This is a genomic window from Nocardia sp. NPDC052254 (genome assembly GCF_040679495.1).
Taxonomy (GTDB): Bacteria; Actinomycetota; Actinomycetes; order Mycobacteriales; family Mycobacteriaceae; genus Nocardia.
The window spans coordinates 471,813-485,728 of the sequence record NZ_JBFAUW010000003.1; the positions used below are offsets into that span (position 1 = coordinate 471,813).

17 protein-coding genes are annotated in these 13,916 nt (G+C 66.5%); 7 read left to right on the forward strand and 10 right to left on the reverse strand.

Annotated features, from left to right (window positions below; all coding sequences use genetic code 11):
- Nucleotides 1–89 precede the first annotated feature (89 nt).
- From AB0L57_RS10825 to AB0L57_RS10855, 7 genes are all read right to left on the reverse strand, one after another.
- Nucleotides 90–404 carry a hypothetical protein gene (locus AB0L57_RS10825; protein ID WP_364959930.1) on the reverse strand — a complete coding sequence of 105 codons (315 nt, stop codon included), beginning with the start codon at nucleotides 402–404 and terminating at the stop codon, nucleotides 90–92.
- A 126-nt stretch (nucleotides 405–530) separates the two neighbouring features.
- Entirely contained in the window at nucleotides 531–809 is a 279-nt protein-coding gene (locus AB0L57_RS10830) for a hypothetical protein (protein WP_364959932.1), read from the reverse strand.
- Between the two features lie 94 nt (nucleotides 810–903).
- Entirely contained in the window at nucleotides 904–1,320 is a 417-nt protein-coding gene (locus AB0L57_RS10835) for a PPOX class F420-dependent oxidoreductase (RefSeq protein WP_364959935.1), read from the reverse strand.
- A gap of 145 nt (nucleotides 1,321–1,465) precedes the next feature.
- Nucleotides 1,466–1,903, reverse strand: coding sequence for a PIN domain-containing protein (locus AB0L57_RS10840; protein WP_364959938.1), 438 nt, complete (start codon nucleotides 1,901–1,903; stop codon nucleotides 1,466–1,468).
- A complete protein-coding gene (locus tag AB0L57_RS10845; protein ID WP_364959940.1) occupies nucleotides 1,900–2,112 on the reverse strand; it encodes a type II toxin-antitoxin system VapB family antitoxin in 213 nt (70 codons plus the stop codon). The genes AB0L57_RS10840 and AB0L57_RS10845 overlap by 4 nt, the downstream gene beginning before the upstream one ends.
- Before the next feature lie 147 nt (nucleotides 2,113–2,259).
- Nucleotides 2,260–2,820: a carboxymuconolactone decarboxylase family protein gene (locus AB0L57_RS10850; RefSeq protein ID WP_364959943.1), complete on the reverse strand. Its 561-nt coding sequence runs from the start codon at nucleotides 2,818–2,820 to the stop codon at nucleotides 2,260–2,262.
- A gap of 121 nt (nucleotides 2,821–2,941) precedes the next feature.
- Complete coding sequence (locus tag AB0L57_RS10855; RefSeq protein WP_364959945.1) at nucleotides 2,942–3,427, reverse strand: MarR family winged helix-turn-helix transcriptional regulator; 486 nt, start codon at nucleotides 3,425–3,427, stop codon at nucleotides 2,942–2,944.
- 360 nt (nucleotides 3,428–3,787) lie between these two features.
- Here AB0L57_RS10855 and AB0L57_RS10860 point away from each other — a divergent pair, with 360 nt between their 5' ends.
- The 6 genes from AB0L57_RS10860 to serA all read left to right on the forward strand — a co-directional run bounded on the left by AB0L57_RS10860 (nucleotide 3,788) and on the right by serA (nucleotide 9,639).
- Nucleotides 3,788–4,777, forward strand: coding sequence for a sugar ABC transporter substrate-binding protein (locus AB0L57_RS10860; protein ID WP_364959947.1), 990 nt, complete (start codon nucleotides 3,788–3,790; stop codon nucleotides 4,775–4,777).
- A gap of 19 nt (nucleotides 4,778–4,796) precedes the next feature.
- Nucleotides 4,797–5,846, forward strand: coding sequence for an ABC transporter permease (locus AB0L57_RS10865; protein WP_364959950.1), 1,050 nt, complete (start codon nucleotides 4,797–4,799; stop codon nucleotides 5,844–5,846).
- Complete coding sequence (locus AB0L57_RS10870; protein WP_364959952.1) at nucleotides 5,843–6,622, forward strand: ATP-binding cassette domain-containing protein; 780 nt, start codon at nucleotides 5,843–5,845, stop codon at nucleotides 6,620–6,622. The genes AB0L57_RS10865 and AB0L57_RS10870 overlap by 4 nt, the downstream gene beginning before the upstream one ends.
- A gap of 136 nt (nucleotides 6,623–6,758) precedes the next feature.
- Nucleotides 6,759–6,968 carry a cold-shock protein gene (locus AB0L57_RS10875; protein ID WP_364959954.1) on the forward strand — a complete coding sequence of 70 codons (210 nt, stop codon included), beginning with the start codon at nucleotides 6,759–6,761 and terminating at the stop codon, nucleotides 6,966–6,968.
- Between the two features lie 573 nt (nucleotides 6,969–7,541).
- Entirely contained in the window at nucleotides 7,542–7,745 is a 204-nt protein-coding gene (locus AB0L57_RS10880; RefSeq protein WP_030512990.1) for a cold-shock protein, read from the forward strand.
- A 295-nt stretch (nucleotides 7,746–8,040) separates the two neighbouring features.
- Nucleotides 8,041–9,639, forward strand: coding sequence for a phosphoglycerate dehydrogenase (gene serA / locus AB0L57_RS10885; protein ID WP_364959959.1), 1,599 nt, complete (start codon nucleotides 8,041–8,043; stop codon nucleotides 9,637–9,639).
- 294 nt (nucleotides 9,640–9,933) lie between these two features.
- Here the strand turns inward: serA and AB0L57_RS10890 are convergent, their stop codons facing one another.
- Nucleotides 9,934–10,185 (reverse strand): hypothetical protein, encoded by a 252-nt coding sequence (locus AB0L57_RS10890; RefSeq protein WP_364959960.1) that lies wholly within the window; start codon nucleotides 10,183–10,185, stop codon nucleotides 9,934–9,936.
- A gap of 134 nt (nucleotides 10,186–10,319) precedes the next feature.
- On the opposite strand from AB0L57_RS10890, the gene AB0L57_RS10895 reads away from it, so the two are divergent.
- Nucleotides 10,320–11,327: a 3-isopropylmalate dehydrogenase gene (locus tag AB0L57_RS10895; RefSeq protein ID WP_364959963.1), complete on the forward strand. Its 1,008-nt coding sequence runs from the start codon at nucleotides 10,320–10,322 to the stop codon at nucleotides 11,325–11,327.
- Nucleotides 11,328–11,791: 464 nt separating this feature from the next.
- Here AB0L57_RS10895 and AB0L57_RS10900 read toward each other — a convergent pair whose 3' ends face one another.
- Together AB0L57_RS10900 and AB0L57_RS10905 are read right to left on the reverse strand one after the other, a co-directional pair.
- Nucleotides 11,792–12,346, reverse strand: a complete 555-nt coding sequence (locus AB0L57_RS10900) for a hypothetical protein (RefSeq protein WP_364959965.1) — start codon at nucleotides 12,344–12,346, stop codon at nucleotides 11,792–11,794.
- 256 nt (nucleotides 12,347–12,602) lie between these two features.
- On the reverse strand, nucleotides 12,603–13,775 hold the full coding sequence (locus AB0L57_RS10905; RefSeq protein ID WP_364959968.1) for an MFS transporter: 1,173 nt from the start codon (nucleotides 13,773–13,775) through the stop codon (nucleotides 12,603–12,605).
- Nucleotides 13,776–13,916: the final 141 nt, after the last annotated feature.

The following is a 13,916-nucleotide window of genomic DNA, read 5'->3' on the forward strand; positions in this document are numbered from 1 at the left end:
ACACGCTAGGGGTGACCCAGTGCAGTCTGCCACCAGAAACGCAAGCGACCCGGCACCTTTCGATGATGCCGGGCCGCGTCGCGGGAAGATCAGCTGCTGCCGAACAGGCCCGGAGGCATGTAGTGGCGGAAACCGTTCCAGCCGTTGCCGTGCCGGTCGAAATCGTTCCAGTCGTCGTGGCGGTCCCAGCCGCGGTTCCAGTCACGATCCCGGCCGCGGTCCCAGTCGCCGTGGCCGTGTCCGCGCCCGTGTCCCGGATGTGCGATCTCGGTGGCGGCCGGGTTGTCCACGGCGTCGGCCTGCGCCGGAACCGCGAGAGCGGCAAGGGGAGCCGCGAGGATGGCGCCGGCGACGGCGACCCGCGCGACAGTACGTTTGGTGCGATGTTCGGTTCTACCAGTCAAGGTGTATCTATCCTTCCAATCGAGTACACCCTACGCAGTCTCTCTCCGATCGGACGCTGCGTCACGGGTGGTGACACGAGTTCGAGGGCAGATGTCTCGGATACGACACCGACCGGTCCCGGCACCTCAGCTACTGCCGAACAAGCCCGGAAGATAGTAGGGATACCAGGAGTAATACGGCCGGTACCCCGGATTCCAGCCATACCAGGGATACAACGGCACCGGATCGAACGGTGTGATCTGCGGGTAGTACCAACCGACCGTATTCGGCGCGGCCACCGGCTCCGGGGGAGATTGCGCCGAACCCTGTCCGGCACCGGTGATCATGCCGACGAGAATCAGCGCCGCTATCGCGATGCGCGCCAGGGTTCGGCGGACCCCGACCGATCCGGCAGTCGCGTACACGACCAGCCCCTCTCAACTCGCTTGCTCAGCCACCCTTGCCGATTCGGGCGCATCAGTCACGGCCGGGATACGCCCAGGGCTGAGAAGCTCAGGGCTACTGCACGTCTCGCGCGCCGCCGTCCGGATTCGCGGGATCGATGTGCCAGCTTCGGATCCGGCGCTGGTGAATGCGAATGACGGTGGGGCAGAACCACTCCGGATTCACCGGTGGCACCTCGACGTCGATGATCCCGCCGACACCGCGGATCTCGACGCCGCGACCCCAGCCCGGTTTCACCTCGGCCGGATCGTTCGGTGTCATATCGTCGACCACCAGGCTGACATTCGGATTGCTCCGCACGTTCCGATACCGCTGAGCCGCCGCGCTGGGACCACCGATATCGATCGTGCCGTCCTCGTTGACCCGGAAACCCACCGGCACGATCTGCGGCCGCCCGTCGGCGGTGACGGTGGCCAGCCGGCCCAACGGCTGGGAGGACAGATAGCTCAGTTCGACAGGGGTGAAGGTCATGAACGAACCGTATGAGCTGAACCGCGGTTGAGGTCAAGGGTGGGTGTGTGTGCGGGGCGAGTGCCGGAATCGCGGCGGCTCTGTCGGGCCGGCCGTCCAATCCGGGCGGCATTCCCACGGCGCCGACCGGCAAAGCGGCGAGCCTTTATTCGTCCTCGGGTGGGATCCGCAATTGGCGCAGTTCCGGCACGGCTCGTTGAATGGTGACGAAGTCGGTGTCGTTGTGCACCACGACTGCCTTGTGATGCATTGCGACAGCCGCGATCTGAATGTCGGTGGTCTGAGCGCCACGGCCGGCGCCGATCGACCACAGTGCGGACCTGATGTCGGCCACGCGATCGTCGATGGTTTCGTTCCCGCCGAGCCAGTGGAACGCCGACCCGTACAGCTCGGTGATGACGGCCAGGTCGGACTTGTTTCGTGCGCTGAAGCGTGCTTCGTCCATGGTTACCGTGCAAGCGCACAGGAACCCGCTCACCGCCAACTGTTTGACGGCATGCTTGACCTTCGGCTTGCCCCAGAAATGCGACATCACCGACTGGTCGAGTAGGTACAGATACGGTCGATCGCCTGGAGTTGTCACCGCTCGCCGGTCGTGTCGTCAGCGAGTTCCTCAGCTGTGAGGAAGGGGTTGTGATCCAGCCGTTCCAGTCGGGACAGCGCTTCGCGCTGGCGGTACCCCTGCAGGAGTTCGGACATGGCGAGGTTGATCACCGCCTTCTTGGTGGTCAGACCGGTCAGGCGCATTGCCTCGGCAAGGACTTCTTCCGGGATCTGTACGGTTGTCGCCATCACACCTCCTATATTACGGTTCGCGCGTATTTATAATACTCGGAATTTGTAATATGGGCTGGATCGGGGTGCTCATCTGTTGATCGGCCCTTTCGGAGACTTCGGAAGTCCTTGGCCGCGAGTGTGTTCCGAGCCTCGGTGCCCGGATTACGTGTCGGCTCGCGCCGTCGGCCACGTGAATGCCGCCAGTGTGGGGTCCAGCGGCGCCCCGGTGAGCCGATTGCCGAAGGTCGACAGGGTGTAGGTGCCGATCCCCAGTACCACCTCGAGTGCCTGTTCGGTGGTGTAGTCATGGGCGAGGAATGCGGTGATCTGCTCATCGGGGACATTGCCGGCGGTCTCCAGCACTGCCAGCGTGAACTCCTGCAGGGCGGCCAGGCGGGCATCGGGTAGCGGGAGTTGTTCGCGCAGTGCGTTGATCAGCTCCGGGTCCGCGCCCGCGCGGGTGAGTGCCGCGGTGTGCATGGCTACGCAGACGTGGCATTCGTTGCGGGTGGCGATGGTCATGACCAGCACTTCGCGGGAGAGCTGATCCAGCGTGCACGATTCGAACGAGGCGTTGAGTTTGAGGAAGCCGTCGAGCAGATGTGGCGAGGTCGCCATCTTCGCCACGGCGGCCGGTAGATATCCGAAGTGGTCGGCGGTGGAGCGCATGACGCGCTGTGCGTCGGAGGGCGCGGATTCGAGAGTGAGGGCGGGGAAATACATGGGGCGATCCTTTCGACAACCTGGTTGTCTAAAAGGTAAACTAAGTTGTCTTTATGGACAAGGGGTGAGCGACGGATGTACCGAGGAGACCGCTTTCGGGGTATGCCGCCGCGCGGCGGCATCAGCTGCCGAACCAGCCCGCGACATCGAGCCGGAAGGATTCCGGCGGAACAATCCGGCGCAGGTCCGATTCCATATCGCGGACTCGCTGCGCCCCCAACTCCTCGGCCCAGCGCTGTCGCAGTCGCTCGAAGATCTGCGCCGATTGCCGCAGTGCGTCGATTCCGTGCGGGGTCAGTCGCACGATCTTGCGGCGCGCGTCGTCGGGGTCCTCACCGCGTTCGACGTAACCGAGTGCGGTGAGCTTGTCCACCGTCTTACCGGCGGCTTGTTTGGAGACCCCCAGCCGCCGGCCGATATCGCTGGCGGTCGCGCCGTGCGGGCCGATGGCCTGCATGGCGAATCCGTGCGCGGGGCGCATCTGCGAATGCCCATGCTGCGCCAGTTCGGCGTGTAGTTCGTCGATGAGCGATCGGAAGCCCGCGAACAGCAGCAGCGGCAACTCGAATCCGGGCCCGTCCACGGTCTCGCGTCTTCCGGCAACCATGTCGATGAGGGTAATCCGCCACCACCGCGCCGGCCGTCGTGCACGCCCCGGCCGAATTCATCGATGGGCCCCTGCCTCGCGGTCAGGCGGCCCGGGACGGCTGCCGGGAGCCGGGGTGTGTCCTCGAGCCGGACCGCCGCCAGGCCTGCGGCCTGGGCGTGTACTGCCCTTCGCGCCCAGCTCCGGTGGTGTTCAATACATCCTGGAGCGCTCGGACCAGGCGCCCGATCCGCATCGACGAAGGCCCGGAGGCATGATGACCGAACTGCCAGACCGGAACCCTCGCCTAGCCACTCCCGCGCATCCGGCGGGCCGCGCATCCGGCGGCAGCGGACTCGCCTCGCTGTCGAGGGGGGACCGATGAGCCCGATTCGCAACCTCCGCCGCAGTGTGCCGGCGTGGCTGGCGGCCGCGGCGGTGCTCGCGGGATGCAGCGGGCCCGGTGCCGACATCTCCGAATCATCCGGTCCCGCGACGGCCACCACGACCCCGCTGACCTCGGTCGCCGTCGTCACGCACGGCAGTCCGGGCGATGCGTTCTGGAATGTGGTGAAGAACGGGGCCGAAGCGGCCGGCAAGGACCTCGGCATCCAGGTCGAGTACAACTCCGCGGGCGATCCCGGCGAGCAGGCCAAACTGGTGGACAACGCGGTGGCACAGGGCGTCGGCGGGCTGGTGGTGTCGATGGCCGATCCGCAGGCGCTGCGGCCGTCCGTCGAACACGCGGTGGCGGCGGGCATTCCGGTCGTGACGATCAATTCCGGTGAGGCCGACAGCGCTGCGGCCGGTGCCATCGGACATGTGGGCCAAAGCGAACGTCAGGCCGGCGCGGCCGCGGGCAAGCGGCTGCGCGAGGCGGGAAAGACCAAGATGCTCTGCGTCATTCACGAGGCCGGCAATATCGGCGCGAACGATCGGTGCGCCGGGGCGATCGAGGGGTTCGGCACGGACGCCACCACAGTGCAGGTCGACATCAACAACCCCGCGGATGCGCAGTCGCGGATCAAGGGCGCACTCGAGGCCGACCGTGCCATCGATGCCGTGCTGACGCTGAATTCGCAGATCGCCGCCCGCGCCGTGGACGGGGTGGGGGAGTCGCATTCGGGTGCGGTGGTCGCGACCTTCGATCTGAATCCCGATGTGGTGGCGGCCATTCGCGCGGGCAAGCTGCTGTTCGCGGTGGATCAGCAGCAGTACGAGCAGGGGTATCTGCCGATCGTGATGCTGCAGCTGTATCGGCGCAATCTCGGCACCGTGGGCGGCGGTGTGCCGGTGCAGACCGGACCGGCCTTCGTGGACAAGGGCAATGTCGACGCCATCGCCGGCTTCGTCGCCCAGGGCACCCGATGAGGAGCGAGGACTGTCTCGAATGACCGATGTCACAATGGTTCCCGACGCCGGCACGCCGGCGGGGTGGACGACCTCGCTGCTGAACCGGCTGATTGTGCGGCCGGAGATCGGCGCCGGGCTGGGCGCGCTGGTGGTCTTCGTGTTCTTCTCCGTCGTCACCGACCGATTCCTCAGCCCGCTCGGCGTCGCCACCTGGCTCGACGACGCTTCCACCCTCGGCATCATGGCGGTCGCGGTGGCGCTGTTGATGATCGGCGGTGAATTCGATCTGTCCGCCGGTGTGATGACCGCCTCGACCGCATTGGTGACCGCGATGCTCGCGGTGCACGCCGGATGGAACATCTGGCCGGCACTGGCGGTCTCGCTGCTGTTCGCGCTGGCGGTGGGTGCGCTGAACGGCTGGGTGGTGATGCGGACCGGGCTGCCCAGCTTCATCGTCACCCTCGGTACCTTTCTCGCGCTGCAGGGTCTCAACCTCGGGGTGACTCGCCTGGTGACCGGCACCGTGCAGGTGTCGGGGATCCGATCGGCGTCCGGATACTCCTCCGCCGGCTGGGTTTTCGCGGCGACGACGAATCTGGGCGATGCGCGCATCCAGGCCTCGGTGCTGTGGTGGATCGCGGTCACGGCGGTCGCGACGGTGCTGCTGGTGCGCACCCGTTTCGGCAACTGGATCTACGCGGTGGGTGGTTCGCTGCCGAGTGCGCGCGCGGTCGGTGTTCCGGCCGCCCGCACCAAGATCCTGCTGTTCATGGGTACCGCGTTCGCGGGCTGGATCGTCGGCTCCTGCAATCTGCTGCGCTTCGCGAGCGTGCAGGCCAATCAGGGGGTGGGACTGGAGTTTCAATACATCATTGCCGCCGTGGTCGGTGGCTGCCTGCTCACCGGCGGATTCGGATCGGTCCTCGGGGCGGCGATCGGGGCGCTGATCTTCGGGATGGCGCGCCAGGGCATCGTCTTCGCGCGCTGGGACAGCGACTGGTTCATGTTGTTCCTCGGCGTGCTGCTGCTGGCGGCCGTACTGGTCAACAACGCGTTCGCCAAGCGAGCGGAGAGGTTGCGACGATGAGTCCTCTGATCGAAACCGTCGGCATCGGAAAGAATTACGGCGGGGTGGTCGCGCTCGAGGACATCTCCATGCTGGTCGAGGCCGGGCGGGTCACCTGCGTACTGGGTGACAACGGCGCCGGGAAATCCACTCTGATCAAGATCCTCGCCGGGGTGCATCAGCACGACACCGGGGAGTTGCTCATCGACGGGGAACCGACCCGTTTCGCCTCGCCCCGTGCGGCGTTGGATCACGGCATCGCCACCGTATATCAGGATCTGGCTGTCGTCCCGCTGATGAGTGTGTGGCGCAACTTCGTACTCGGATCCGAACCCACCGTCGGCGCCGGGCCGGTGCGCCTGCTGGATCGTGCCACGGCGCGCGCGATCACCCGGACGGCGTTGTCGGACATGGGAATCGAGATCCGCGATCTGGAGCAGCCGGTCGGGACACTGTCCGGTGGGCAGCGGCAGTGCGTGGCGATCGCTCGCGCCGTGCACTACGGCGCGAGAGCGCTGATCCTCGACGAGCCCACCGCCGCGTTGGGCGTCAAACAGTCCGGCGTGGTGCTGCGCTACGTCGCGCAGGCGCGTGATCGAGGGCTCGGTGTCGTGCTGATCACGCACAATCCACACCATGCCCACCCGGTCGGCGACCGGTTCCTGCTGCTGCGCCGGGGCCGTGCGCTGGGGAGTTACGACAAGAGTGAGATCGATCTACCCGAGCTCACCCGGCAGATGGCCGGGGGCGCGGAGCTCGAGGCGCTGCAACACGAATTGCGCCGCCCCACTTCCTGATCCACACCGCACGCGGCGAGCGGGAGCTCCCCGGCCGGCGCGGATAACCGCCGGACCGGTCACTGCGCTGGACTGTCGGTGAGGGCCCGGCTACCCTCTGCCTGGCCCGACGTCGAGAAGTGAGTGAGAAGCGTAGTTGTACGGCACGGTGAAGTGGTTCGACAGCGAGAAGGGCTTCGGTTTCATAATCTCCGACGAGGGCGGGCCCGAGGTTTTCGTCGAATACACCGAGGTCTACGGGGACGGGTTCCGGCGATTGGTCCAGGGACAACGTGTGGAGTTCGACGTCCGTCAAACCAAGGCGGGGCCGGAAGCTCGGGGCGTGCGAATCGTGGCGCCGTACTAGTTGTGTCTTCCACCACAGGCTGATCGGTCTGTCGGGCGGATCACTTTTTGTCAATTCGGGCTAACGGGCTCTTTTGCGGCCTCGATATGTTGGTCGTCAGTGATTCGACTGAATTGATACAACGAAGAGGTAAATTATGATCCCCGTTATCATCGACACCGGTTCCGCTGCTGCTCATGGTCTGTTCAGCACCCTGGGTGCGGCCTTCCACGGCCTGTTCAACACCCTGTGGACCGGCTCCTTCGGTGGCTGACCACTGATTTCGGTCGCATGAGCGACCTCGGGTCGACCCCGGGCCGGAGTGCCCGGGGTCGACCCATTTCTACGGCCGGAAATGGCTGTTCGAATGATTCCGGCGCCCGTCCCTGGCTGGTTCGTCCCCGCGTCCGCGCTATCACGGAACAATCACGGCGATGCCCTGGTGGCACACTGCGTAATTCGGTCCGGACGGTGCGGGCGTCGATCGGTGGGAAGACCATGGTGGCGCGATGTCGCGGGACGTGGCAGGCTGGAACATCGAGACCGGCCCGATCGTGAAGTTGATCGGCTCGGCTCGTCTACAGAAGGTATGAAATGGCGCAAGGCGTAGTGAAGTGGTTCAACAGCGAGAAGGGCTTCGGGTTCATCGCTCAGGACGACGGTGGTCCCGATGTGTTCGTGCACTACTCGGCTGTGAGCGGTAGTGGATTCCGGTCCCTCGACGAGGGACAGCGCGTCGAGTTCGAGATCGGGCAGGGCCAGAAGGGTCCGCAGGCTCAGAACGTGAGCGTTCTCTGATCGAGTCCGCTGACTGCGCGCCACTTTACGTAGCGTGAACTGTCCGCGACTTACAGTGGGGCCCCGTATCTTTCGAGATACGGGGCCTCAGCTGCGTTCGGTGCCGGGTTCGTCGCCCGGGGTGCGCACCCCAGTGGCCCTTCTGCTCGGATACGGGGCCCGTGGAGGGGCCCGGATCGGCGCGCCGACCAGTGTGTGAGGGCACCTGCCCACCGGGCGGTACACCGCCCCCGAACCGCGACCATTAAGCTGGTTGCCGGTAAATGCCGACCTCTTTCCCCAGGAGTGCCCCACAGTGAGCCAAAATGGCCGTCCTGTTGTTCTGATCGCCGACAAGCTCGCCCAGTCGACCGTCGATGCGCTCGGTGACGGTGTCGAGGTTCGCTGGGTCGACGGCCCCAATCGACCCGAGCTGCTGGCCGCCGTGCCCGAGGCCGACGCGCTGCTGGTCCGTTCGGCCACCACCGTCGACGCCGAGGTGCTCGAAGCCGGCAAGAACCTGAAGATCGTCGCCCGCGCCGGTGTCGGGCTCGACAATGTCGACGTTCCCGCTGCCACCGAGCGCGGTGTCATGGTCGTCAACGCGCCGACCTCGAACATCCACACCGCCGCCGAGCACGCCGTCACGCTGCTGCTCTCGGCCGCCCGGCAGATTCCGGCCGCCGACTCCACCCTGCGCGAGCACACCTGGCAGCGCAGCAAGTTCAACGGTGTCGAGATCTTCGGCAAGACCGTCGGTGTCATCGGCCTGGGCCGCATCGGCCAGCTGTTCGCGCAGCGCCTCGCCGCCTTCGAGACCAAGGTCATCGCGTACGACCCCTACACCTCCCCGGCCCGCGCCGCCCAGCTGGGCATCGAGCTGCTGACCCTGGACGAGGTGCTCGAGCGCGCCGATTTCATCTCCATTCACCTGCCCAAGACTCCCGAGACCAAGGGCATGCTGAACTCCGAGACCCTGGCCAAGACCAAGAAGGGCGTCATCATCGTCAACGCCGCTCGCGGCGGTCTGATCGACGAGCAGGCCCTGGCCGACGCCATCACCTCCGGTCACGTGCGCGCCGCCGGAATCGACGTGTTCGAGACCGAGCCGTCCACCGACAGCCCGCTGTTCGAGCTGCCGCAGGTCGTCGTCACCCCGCACCTGGGCGCCTCCACCGCCGAGGCGCAGGACCGTGCCGGCACCGATGTCGCCAAGTCCGTGCAGCTCGCCCTGGCCGGTGAGTTCGTGCCGGGTGCGGTGAACGTCACCGGTGGCGCGGTCAACGAGATCGTCGCCCCGTGGCTGGACATCGTCCGCAAGCAGGGTGCGCTGCTGGGCGCCCTCGCCGACGAGCTGCCGGTCTCGCTCGAGATCCAGGTGCGCGGCGAGCTGTCCTCGGAAGATGTTGCGGTGCTGGAGCTCTCGGCGCTGCGCGGGGTGTTCTCCGCCCTCATCGAGGACGCGGTCACCTTCGTCAACGCTCCGTCGCTGGCCACCGAGCGGGGTCTGGAAGCCTCGGTCACCACTCACACCGAGAGCCCCACCCACCGCAGCCTGGTCGACCTGCGTGCCGTGTTCGGTGACGGCCGCACCCTCAACGTTGCCGGCGCCCTGACCGAGCCCGCTCAGGTCGAGAAGATCGTCAACATCAACGGCCGCAACTACGACATGCGCGCCGAGGGCCTGAACCTGGCCGTGCTGAACTACGACGACCGCCCGGGTGCGCTCGGCAGGATCGGCACCAAGCTGGGTGAGGCCGCCATCGACATCCAGGCCGCACAGCTGAGCCAGGACGTCGACCAGGAAGGCGCGACCGTCATCCTGCGCGTCAACGACTCGGTCCCGGCCGAGGTGCAGTCCGCGATCGCCGAGGCCGTCGGTGCGGCGAAGGTCGCCCAGGTCGACCTGAGCTGAGCCCACGGGCCTCCTCGGCCCCAGCGTCGCACAGTGCGCGCGAATCCGACCGTGTTGTCACGGAACAGGATTCGCGCGCACTGTCGTATGGCAGGGTGTCTTCTACGTCCGATGCACCCGGACCTCGGCCGCGAGGATCCGAAATTCGGCAGGTGGACGTAGCTCGCGAGTCGGTGCGCACCACCTCGGGGTCGAGTCCGGTTCGGTGCCCGTGACCTGGGCGCCACGAGCGGCCGCAGACGGCTCAGGTATCCGGTGCCGCAGCCGGCATCCGGGATCCGCCGGCCCGTCACCTCAGGCTCGTCCTTCCCGCGCTTCGATCGCCTGCTTCGCCTCCACCAGACTCGTTTCCGGGACCAGCTCGCGGAAGCGTTTGATCGCCTGAATCTTCTTTCCCTGCAACAACAGCGCGTCGATCTCGCCGTAGTCGAGCACCGGGTATCCGGGCAGGGCCGCCGAATCGGGTATTCCGAGGTGGGTGAGAATGAGATCGAGTTTGCGCTCGAGACGATCGAGCCGGCGTTCGAGCGAGTTGTTTCCGAACATCCCCCGAAATTACCGGTGTGCCCGGCCGGTCACCGCCGTCTCACGTGCTGGGAGACGTTCGCCCTGGTGAAGGGGACGGTGGCGGCACCCGCTATCGTTGCCGCGACCCCCTTTCCGAACGGAGCTTTGTTGTCATGAAACTCGCTGTCATCCCGGGCGACGGTATCGGCCCCGAGGTCATCGCCGAGGCGCTCAAGGTGCTCGACGTGGTGCTGCCGGGAGTCGAGAAGACCGAATACGACCTGGGCGCCAAGCGGTTCCATGCCACCGGTGAGATCCTGCCGGACACCGTGCTTCCCGAACTCAGGCAGCACGACGCCATCCTGCTGGGTGCCATCGGTGATCCGTCGGTGCAGTCCGGCGTGCTCGAGCGCGGCCTGCTGCTGCGCACCCGCTTCGAGCTGGACCACCATGTCAATCTGCGTCCGTCGAAGCTCTACCCGGGTGTCACCAGCCCGCTGGCCGGTAACCCGGATATCGACTTCGTGGTCGTGCGTGAAGGCACCGAGGGCCCCTACACCGGCACCGGCGGCGCCATCCGCGTGAACACCCCGCACGAGGTCGCCACCGAGGTCTCCACCAACACCCGCTTCGGCATCGAGCGCGTCGTGCGCTACGCCTTCGAGACCGCGCGGCAGCGCCGCAAGCACCTGACCCTGGTGCACAAGAACAACGTGCTGGCCTTCGCCGGTTCGCTCTGGAAGCGCACCGTGGACGAGGTCGGCGCCGAGTACCCGGACATCGAGACCGCGTACCAGCACATCGACGCCGCGACCATCCACATGGTCACCGATCCGGCCCGGTTCGACGTGATCGTCACCGACAACCTCTTCGGCGACATCATCACCGACCTGGCCGCCGCGGTGTCGGGTGGAATCGGCCTGGCCGCCTCGGGCAATATCGATGCTTCGGGAACCAACCCGAGCATGTTCGAACCCGTGCACGGCAGTGCCCCCGATATCGCCGGGCAGTCCAAGGCCGATCCGACCGCCGCGATCCTGTCGGTTTCGCTGCTGCTCAACCACCTCGGCAAGACCGAGGAGGCCGCCCGCATCGAAGCCGCCATCGCCAAGGATCTCGCCGCCCGCACCGGCGCCGCCTCCACCGTGGCGATCGGCGACCGCATCGCCGCCGCGGTCTGACGTTCCCGCCGAATCCCCCTGTCGCGTATCCGACTGTGCGACAGGGGGATTCGCATATCCGATGTGTCACGGATGTCGCGTGCGCACCCGACCGACCGAGTGCCGGGATTCCGCAATACTGGATCGTCGAACATCAGCCACACATCCGAGTCCACCGTTCGCTGCTGGAGTACGACGGCTGTCGATGGGATCCGGCAGTGGGAGAGGGGACAGCGTTCAGTGCGGATATCGAGGCCGACAAGACATTCCACGTCGAATTCGATCCGGCGGGGCTGATCGAGCTCTGAGCGCGGACCGGGGAATCCGGTGAAAGCTGTTGGCTGACAGCATGACCAGCGCACCCATTGTGCATGCCCGGAAAGTGCTGTGGTCGTGGAGATCTGAGCCGGGGCGCGTGTCACACCCGGAAATGCCACGGTCGCCGCGCCTCTCGGGAGAGGACACGGCGACCGTGGATGCGTCGATCAGTTGCCGCTGAGCAGACGGAAGAACGTGGCGTTGATCTCGCCGCTGTTCGGGCTGCCGATGGCACCACCGATGGCCGCACCGACGGCGCAACCGGGGACGACGAAGAACCAGAAGCCGAGCAGGCAGCCGATGATGGCGCCGACCGCGCCACCGTTCTGCACACCCCAGACCCACTCGTTGACGAGCTGATTGGCGGTGTCGGTGAAGGCGATCTGCTTCAGGTTCAGGGTCTTGCCGTCGTTGTCGACGGTGGCCGCGACCGGGACCGCTTCGCCGCGCAGGGTCATCGGGAAGGACTCCACGACCTTGCCGGTGGCGTCGGCGATGTCGATCGAGTGGTTGGCCTCGTTCGAGATGAAGTGGCCGACGGGCAGGGTCGCGGTCACCGAGTGCGCGGCCGGATCGGTGTTCGTGGTGAGCTGCTGAGCAGCCGGCTGCGGGGCCGGGGCGGCAGGCTCGGCGCCGGCCGTGCTCGTGCCGATGACCAGGGCACCAGCAGTAATGGCGGCGACAGCAATGCTGCGGCCGAGGGTTTGTATCGAAAGTGACACAGTCAATCCTTCATCAGGTATCAGTGTTGAGCGAGGTGATGGTACGCAGTTCGCACCCTATGGCGGCAACCATTTGCGGGATATCGCCCGAATCGGCCGATGGCGCGACCGCTGTGTGAACCGACCGTCGCGATATCGGTCGGTTGCCGCCGACATCACACGGTTGCGCCCCACCTGTATCGAAAACTATTGCCTTGATCCGATTTTCGCAATGCCGGGAAAATAATTCCCATTCCGTGTGTGCCGGCGGACTTGTTCATCGGCGGCTCAGTGGCACCAGGGGGACGGCGGCGGCCGCGATCACCGCGGCCGCCAGGTAGGTGGCCGGAAATCCGGCTGTGGTGATGAGCGCTCCGAACACCGGTGCGACCGCCGCCGAGGCCAGATTCTGTCCGGTGTTCTGGATGCCGAGCCCTCGCCCGCTCCAATAGGGACCCGCTATCTCGGCGACCGCGGTGAAGGCCAGGCCGTTGTCGGCGACGGTGATGATCGAGGCCGCGAACAGAATCGGAATCGCCGCCCACCACCAGTGCAACCACGCGGCTCCGGCCAGCGCGATCATCGAGATCAGGGCCGCGATCGCCACGGTGTGCAGTGGCCGCAGCCGGCTGCCGACCCGATCCGACCAGATCCCGGCGCCGATCCGGCCGGCCGCGCCCAGAATCTGGGTCGCGGTGACGATCGCGCCCGCCACCGGCAGGGACAGCCCGGCATCGCGGTGCAACCACAGCAGCGCGAAGGTCCACAGTGTGGCCTGCGGAACGACCAGCAGCACCGATACCGCGTGGATGCGCCACAGGGTGGAATCGCCGCGATAGGGATTGTCGGGACGGGCGTCGGTGGCGGCGGGCCGGGGTGGGTCGACGATGCCGAACAGGCAGCCGATCGCCGCGACCCCCGCCATCACGGCCGGCACCAGGATCGCGGTGGAAAACCCGTGTGCCGCAGCGACGGCCGGGATGGACAGCGCGGCGATGGCGACGCCGAGCGGCTGCGCGGTCTGGCGGATTCCCATCGCCAGTCCGCGCTGATCGCGCGGGAACCAGCCCACGATCACCCGGCCACTGGCGCCGTTCGTACTGGCAGCGCCCATTCCGGCCAGGAACAGCAGCACTCCCAGCACGCCGTAGTCGGTGACCGTCGCGGCGGCCACTCCCGCCACACACATCACGATCGGACCGGCGACCAGGACCGTGCGCTCACCCACCCGGTCCACGGCGTAGCCCCAGGCGATCAGCGTGCACACCAGGCCCACGGTCGGCATCGCGACCAGCAGACCCGCTGTGGCCAAGGGCATTCCGCGATCGGTCAGCGCCGGCAACAGGAAGGGCGTGCCGTGCACGATCACCGCGCTGGAGCTCTGCGCGAACACTCCGAGGGCGAGCATGATCCACCGCCGGGTCGCGGGCCGTTGTGCCACGGTGGTCATCACCCTCACCTCGAATCTCACATATTGGGAATAGAGTCTTACTCTATGAACATGCATCACCGTACACCCAGGATGGGCAGGGAAATCAAGCCCGGATATGTCACATCCCTCTGTCGCAGACCGGGTGGTCGGCCACATTCG

What these genes read in the sequence shown, in the direction of transcription:
- AB0L57_RS10835 (WP_364959935.1), bottom strand. Translation starts at nt 1,320, where the DNA reads ATGACCTTCACCCCTGTCGAACTGAGCTATCTGTCCTCCCAGCCGTTG.
- AB0L57_RS10865 (WP_364959950.1), top strand. Translation starts at nt 4,797, where the DNA reads ATGACCGATGTCACAATGGTTCCCGACGCCGGCACGCCGGCGGGGTGG.
- AB0L57_RS10905 (WP_364959968.1), bottom strand. Translation starts at nt 13,775, where the DNA reads ATGACCACCGTGGCACAACGGCCCGCGACCCGGCGGTGGATCATGCTC.
- AB0L57_RS10855 (WP_364959945.1), bottom strand. Translation starts at nt 3,427, where the DNA reads ATGGTTGCCGGAAGACGCGAGACCGTGGACGGGCCCGGATTCGAGTTG.
- AB0L57_RS10895 (WP_364959963.1), top strand. Translation starts at nt 10,320, where the DNA reads ATGAAACTCGCTGTCATCCCGGGCGACGGTATCGGCCCCGAGGTCATC.
- AB0L57_RS10890 (WP_364959960.1), bottom strand. Translation starts at nt 10,185, where the DNA reads ATGTTCGGAAACAACTCGCTCGAACGCCGGCTCGATCGTCTCGAGCGC.
- AB0L57_RS10860 (WP_364959947.1), top strand. Translation starts at nt 3,788, where the DNA reads ATGAGCCCGATTCGCAACCTCCGCCGCAGTGTGCCGGCGTGGCTGGCG.
- AB0L57_RS10845 (WP_364959940.1), bottom strand. Translation starts at nt 2,112, where the DNA reads ATGGCGACAACCGTACAGATCCCGGAAGAAGTCCTTGCCGAGGCAATG.
- AB0L57_RS10850 (WP_364959943.1), bottom strand. Translation starts at nt 2,820, where the DNA reads ATGTATTTCCCCGCCCTCACTCTCGAATCCGCGCCCTCCGACGCACAG.
- AB0L57_RS10870 (WP_364959952.1), top strand. Translation starts at nt 5,843, where the DNA reads ATGAGTCCTCTGATCGAAACCGTCGGCATCGGAAAGAATTACGGCGGG.
- AB0L57_RS10880 (WP_030512990.1), top strand. Translation starts at nt 7,542, where the DNA reads ATGGCGCAAGGCGTAGTGAAGTGGTTCAACAGCGAGAAGGGCTTCGGG.